This is a genomic window from Cephaloticoccus capnophilus, from assembly GCF_001580045.1.
Taxonomy (GTDB): domain Bacteria; phylum Verrucomicrobiota; class Verrucomicrobiia; order Opitutales; family Opitutaceae; genus Cephaloticoccus; species Cephaloticoccus capnophilus.
Genome location: NZ_LSZP01000041.1, coordinates 1 through 5,484, shown reverse-complemented (window position 1 = coordinate 5,484; position 5,484 = coordinate 1). Strand labels below are relative to the sequence as shown.

Genomic DNA, 5,484 nt, shown 5'->3' with positions numbered 1-5,484 from the left:
CGAGCTTCCGAGCTTCCGAGCTTCCGAGCTTCCGAGCTTCCGAGCTTCCGAGCTTCCGAGCTTCCGAGCTTCCGAGCTTCCGAGCTTCCGGCGACAGAGCAGACGCGACGCAGTCGCGTCTGCTTGCTCATCTAAAGTGAGATAATATGCCGGGGTAAGCATCGGGTGGGGTAACGCCCAGATACGTATTTCCCCCTGCCCAAAATGCAAATTATACTTAGTTCTTAGGAGGAAAACAGGTTTGCTTCCTAAGCACTTTTGTAATTAACTGATAATCAACTGAATAATTATTTTACTGTTATTTGGCTAGAAGGGCAGGTAAGTGCGCTAAACTACTTATTTTTTTGGTCTGTATCTTGGGAAGCTGATCGCCCCGTCTCGACCTCTGGGCGACTGTAGCCAAGCTTACGGTTTTTAGAGGAATGGGCGTTTTGCCCGAGTCCGTGTGCTTTGGGTGCTTTTAACGTTGGCAGGGCTTGCGGGGGCGCGCTTCATCGCGGCCCATGAAATACATTTTCGTGACAGGCGGGGTTGTCTCTTCCTTAGGCAAGGGGCTGACGGCGGCGGCGCTCGGCGCGTTGCTCGAGTTGCGCGGGCTGACGGTGCGCATCCAAAAGTTTGACCCCTACCTCAATGTAGACCCGGGCACGATGAGTCCGTTTCAACATGGGGAGGTTTACGTGCTCGAAGATGGGGCCGAGACGGATTTGGATCTCGGTCATTACGAGCGGTTTACGAGTGGAAAGCTGTCGCGGCTAAATAGCCTTTCCTCGGGCCAAGTCTACGAGTCAGTCATCCAGAAGGAGCGGCGGGGGGATTATTTGGGGAAAACTGTCCAAGTGATTCCGCATGTGACCAACGAGATTAAGGAGCGGATTTACGCCGGCGGGCGGGGCGACGCCGATGTGCTGATTACGGAAATTGGCGGGACGACGGGGGACATCGAGGGGCTGCCGTTTTTGGAGGCGATGCGCCAGTTCGCGTTGGAGGTGCCGCCGCGCGATGTGTTGTTCATCCACGTAACGCTCGTGCCTTTCCTGCAAGCGGCGGGCGAGCTAAAGACCAAGCCCACGCAGCAATCGGTCGCTAAGCTGCGTGAGATCGGCATCCAGCCGCACATCCTCGTATGCCGCACGGACCGCGCGCTCGACTCGGGGCTGCGCGAAAAGCTTTCGCTATTTTGCAATGTGCCGACGAAGGCGGTCGTGGAGTGCCGCGACGTGGAGCACTCCATTTACGAGCTGCCGCTGGCACTCCAACGCGAGGGGATGGACGAGTTGGTGGTCGAGCTCTTCGGGCTAAAGCGCCCCCCGCCTGCCAAAAACATCTGGACCCAGATCGTGGGCCGCATCCTCAACCCCGCTGGCGAAGTCACAATCGGCGTCGTGGGCAAATACATCGAGCTGCAGGACGCCTACAAATCCATCTATGAGTCGATTACCCATGCGGGGATCGCGAATAATTGCCGCGTGAACACGGTGCGCATCGATGCGGAAGATTTAGAGAAAAAGGGCGGGCTGGCCGCGCTGAGAAAGCTCGACGCAATACTCGTGCCGGGCGGCTTCGGCGACCGCGGCACGGAGGGGAAAATCGCCGCCGCCAAATACGCTCGCGAAAACGGCGTCCCCTATTTCGGCATCTGTCTCGGGCTGCAAATCGCGGTTATCGAGTTTACGCGCAATGTCCTAAAACTGCGCGAGGCCGACAGTGTGGAGTTCAACGCGGAGACGCCGCACCCGGTTATCAATTTAATGGAGGAGCAAAAGCAGCGGGTGGATAAGGGCGCGACGATGCGGCTCGGCAGTTACGACTGTGCGCTGACTTCGGGCACGCTCGCGGCGCGCGCTTACAAGGCGGAGAGTGTGCGCGAGCGGCATCGCCACCGTTATGAAGTGAATAACGCTTACCTGCCGCAGCTCCGCGATGCGGGGCTCGTGATTAGCGGCATCAATGAACGTCGCCAGCTCGTGGAAATCGTGGAGCTAAAGGGGCACCCGTGGTTTCTGGCGGTGCAGTTTCACCCCGAATTTCAGTCCAAGCCCAACCAGGCGCATCCGCTCTTTGCGGCCTTTATTGCCGCAGCCAAGAAAAGGAAAGCGCGCGCGAATGATGCTGGCGACACGAGCGCTAAGTCAGAAACGAAGCTTAAGTCCGCTGTTGAGACTGCACCCAAAGCGTAAATCGTTATCCCCGTGATGCACCGCCCTGCTCTCTACGATCCTGCCAAGCTGCTCCTCATCGCCGGCCCGTGCTCACTGGAGAGCGAGGCGATTTGCCGCACGGTCGCCGAGGAGCTGGTGCGCCTGCGCGAGACGCAGCCGGAGCTTAACATCGTTTTTAAAGGCTCCTTTGATAAGGCGAACCGCACCTCGATTTCCGGCCCGCGCGGGATGGGGCTGGAGGCGGGGCTGGAGCTGCTCGCGCTAGTGAAGCGCGACTACGGGCTGCCCGTGTTGACGGATATCCACGAGCGGGCTCAAGCCGCGCCGGTCGCGCAGGTGTGCGACGTGCTCCAAATCCCCGCCTTCCTGTGTCGGCAGACGGACTTGCTCCTCGCGGCGGCGGAGACGGGCCGCGTGGTCAATGTGAAGAAGGGGCAGTTTCTCTCGCCACAAGAGATGGCGCATGTGGTGGCGAAGATTCGCGATGCGGCGGCGACTGGTGCGAAAGCGCGGGCGAGCGAGATTTGGCAGACCGAGCGCGGCACGACCTTTGGCTACCAGAACCTCGTCGTGGATATGCGCACGTTTCCGATTTTGCGGCAGAATGGGCTGCCTACGATTTTCGACGCGACGCACAGCGTGCAGCTTCCGGGCGCGGGCGGAGGAAAGAGCGCGGGGCAGCGCGAGTTCGTGCCGCCGCTGGCGCGGGCAGCAATCGCCGCGGGAGCCGATGGGCTTTTTATCGAGACGCATCCCGACCCCGACCGTGCTCCCTCCGATGGGCCAAACATGGTCTACTTGCACGAACTCGCCGCGCTTATTGAGAGTTGTTTGGCGATTTGGCGGGGACTCGCCCCTTTCGATTTAGCGCGCGGCGCGTTGGCCGCGCCTCAGAGCTAACGGCGCTCATGAGGCTCCCTAATTAGGACTCTCGCTGCGTTGACCCACTTGGCTCTGGCTCTGAGAAGTTTCCTCGACCTTTCCTAAAAGCCCTCGTCCCACACTCTTGTTATGCCCTCTTTCATTATCGATGTGCCCGTGCCCTCAATGGGCGCAACGGCGACTGAGCTCAACGTCATCATCATCAAAGTGCAGGCGGGCGACGTCGTGACCAAAGGTCAGCGACTCGCTGACCTAGAGAGCGATAAATCGACCTTTGAGTTTGAGAGCCCCTGCGACGGGACGATTCACGCCGTGATCGGTAAGCCCGGAGCGACGATGCAATCGGGCGATCCGTTCGTGCAAATCGAGACCAGCGACGAGAGCCTGCGGCACTTGGAATCGAAGACGGAAAGTAGGGCCGCCAGCACTACACACGGTGCGAATGACGGCGCGCTCGCTAGCAGTGGACACGGCGCCGCCGCCGCCGTGCAAAAAGGCGCGCGGGAACTTCCCGTATGGACACCGAAGGCGACGCGGCTGGCGCAAGAGGCAGGGCTCGACCCTACGACGATTACCGACATCCCCGCGACCGGCCCAGGCAACCGCGTCTCCGGCGACGACGTGCAGCGGTATCTAGAAGGGCGCGGCTAGCCGCTTACCGAAACGGCCGCGTGCGCGGCCCTTTTCCACTGCGCGTGGGGCGCAGCCGCGGGCTGTTTTATTTGGCGGCGGGCTCGTTGGCCCGCCGTCCATCGCTGCACCCATTTACAGAGCCGCTTGGTTGCCGTGCATTCGCACAGCAGCCAAGCGGCTCTGTGAAAAGGACCCCAAACTTGGAGACGGGAGTTTACTGGTGATTTTCCCCACTTCGCCCAAACGGGTTATCACTCTACTTTCCACTCCCTGTCGCAACGCGACAGGGGGAATGCTTTCAAATTTGGGAATTGGTTTTGTCGCGAAGCGACGAGGCCAATTCCCAAATTGAACGGGTGCAGGCACAGCCTGCCGCCCCACGCGTAGTGGAGGTCTGTGCGTGCCGCGAGTGTTTACGCGTTTTGTAGTTCGTAGCTGAGGATGCTTAGGGCGTAGATGGCGGCGGTTTCACAGCGTAGGACGAGCGGGCCGAGTGTTACGGGCTGGAAGCCGCAACTTGCGGCGGCGCTCATTTCGGCGGGAGTAAAGTCGCCTTCGGGGCCGATGAGCCAGAGGACGTTTTTCGGGCGGGCTTGCGCAGTGTCGTTGCTGTGTGCGGCCGCAAAATCGGCGAGCTGGGCTTTGAGCGACTTGGCGCCGGGTTGGAGGCTGGCGATGAGTTTGAGGTCGTAGCGGCTTTGAAATGACTGGGCGGAGGTGCTCGCAGTGGCCTCCATAAAGGCGGTCGCGGTTTGCAGGGGAGCGATTTCGGGCAGGTAGGCATTGCCGCATTGTTTAGCGGCTTCGAGTGCGGCAGTGCGCCACTTGTCGTGCTTTTTGTCCTGCCGATCGGGGGCGAGGTGGACTTGGGTGCGTTCGCTTTCGAGCGGGACGATGCGGGCGCAGCCGATCTCGGTGGCTTTGCGGACGATGCGCTCCATCGAGTCGCCTTTGGGGAGGGCTTGGCCGAGGGTGATCGTATAGGGGAGCGGCGGGATTTTCTGCGCGAATCGGACGCGGAGGACCGCGGCAGCTTTAGAGGTGTCGGTCAGTTCGCCTATCCACTCGTTACCGCGTCCGTCGAAGGCGACGACCGTGTCGCCGAGCCGAGCGCGGTTTACCGCGACGAGGTGGCGCGACTCTTCGGGCGATAGGGTGAGCGCGGTGGGCTCGGCGGATGTAGGTTCACAGAAAACGCGAAAGTCGGGCATGGCGGAGCGGAGACGAGTGAGTTGTCGGAGGAAAGGACCGCATAGCCAAGCGACGTGCGTGCGCGTTTGTCGAGGCGGAGAGATCGCATACAGTAGCGCGCAGCTCACCAGTGAGCGGAATTTTCCCACTGCGCGTGGGGCGGCAGGCTGTGCCTGCACCCGTTCAATTTGGGATTTCGCATCGCGCTATCGCGCGAAAGCGAAATCCCAAATTTGAAAGCATTCCCCCTGTCGCGTTGCGACAGGGAGGGGGGAGGAAATGGGGAGAGCCCCCGGTTTCCCGAGACGGGTAAAATCACTAATAAACTCCCGCCTCCAAGTTTGGGGTCCTTTCTACCGAAGGCTTGGCTGCCGTGCGCATGCACGGCAGCCAAGCCTTCGGTAAATGGGTGCAGCGACACGCTGCCGCCCCACGCGCAGTGGAGGTGTCTGTGAGCTTTGACATTTACTTTGCGGGCGGCCCGTCAGGCGAGCCAGATGCCTCGCGTTTGAAACGGGAGCAGACTCTAGTCCACTGAACCAGAATAGTCGCACCGGATACGGCGACGGGGGTTGGCGTACTTCCACTTCAGGGGCCAGGCCAAGCACCTGAGTGG

4 protein-coding genes are annotated in these 5,484 nt (G+C 60.6%); 3 read left to right on the top strand and 1 reads right to left on the bottom strand.

Annotation, left to right across the window (positions count from 1 at the left end; translation table 11 throughout):
• Positions 1-503 precede the first annotated feature (503 nt).
• From pyrG to AXK12_RS04625, 3 genes are all read left to right on the top strand, one after another.
• Positions 504-2,180 (top strand): CTP synthase, encoded by a 1,677-nt coding sequence (gene pyrG / locus AXK12_RS04635; RefSeq protein ID WP_068711943.1) that lies wholly within the window; start codon positions 504-506, stop codon positions 2,178-2,180.
• A 15-nt stretch (positions 2,181-2,195) separates the two neighbouring features.
• Positions 2,196-3,062, top strand: coding sequence for a 3-deoxy-8-phosphooctulonate synthase (kdsA, locus tag AXK12_RS04630; RefSeq protein WP_068711939.1), 867 nt, complete (start codon positions 2,196-2,198; stop codon positions 3,060-3,062).
• Between the two features lie 111 nt (positions 3,063-3,173).
• On the top strand, positions 3,174-3,695 hold the full coding sequence (locus AXK12_RS04625) for a biotin/lipoyl-containing protein (RefSeq protein WP_068711937.1): 522 nt from the start codon (positions 3,174-3,176) through the stop codon (positions 3,693-3,695).
• A gap of 395 nt (positions 3,696-4,090) precedes the next feature.
• On the opposite strand, the gene AXK12_RS04620 is transcribed toward AXK12_RS04625, so the two are convergent.
• Positions 4,091-4,888, bottom strand: a complete 798-nt coding sequence (locus tag AXK12_RS04620; protein ID WP_068711935.1) for an RsmE family RNA methyltransferase — start codon at positions 4,886-4,888, stop codon at positions 4,091-4,093.
• Positions 4,889-5,484: the final 596 nt, after the last annotated feature.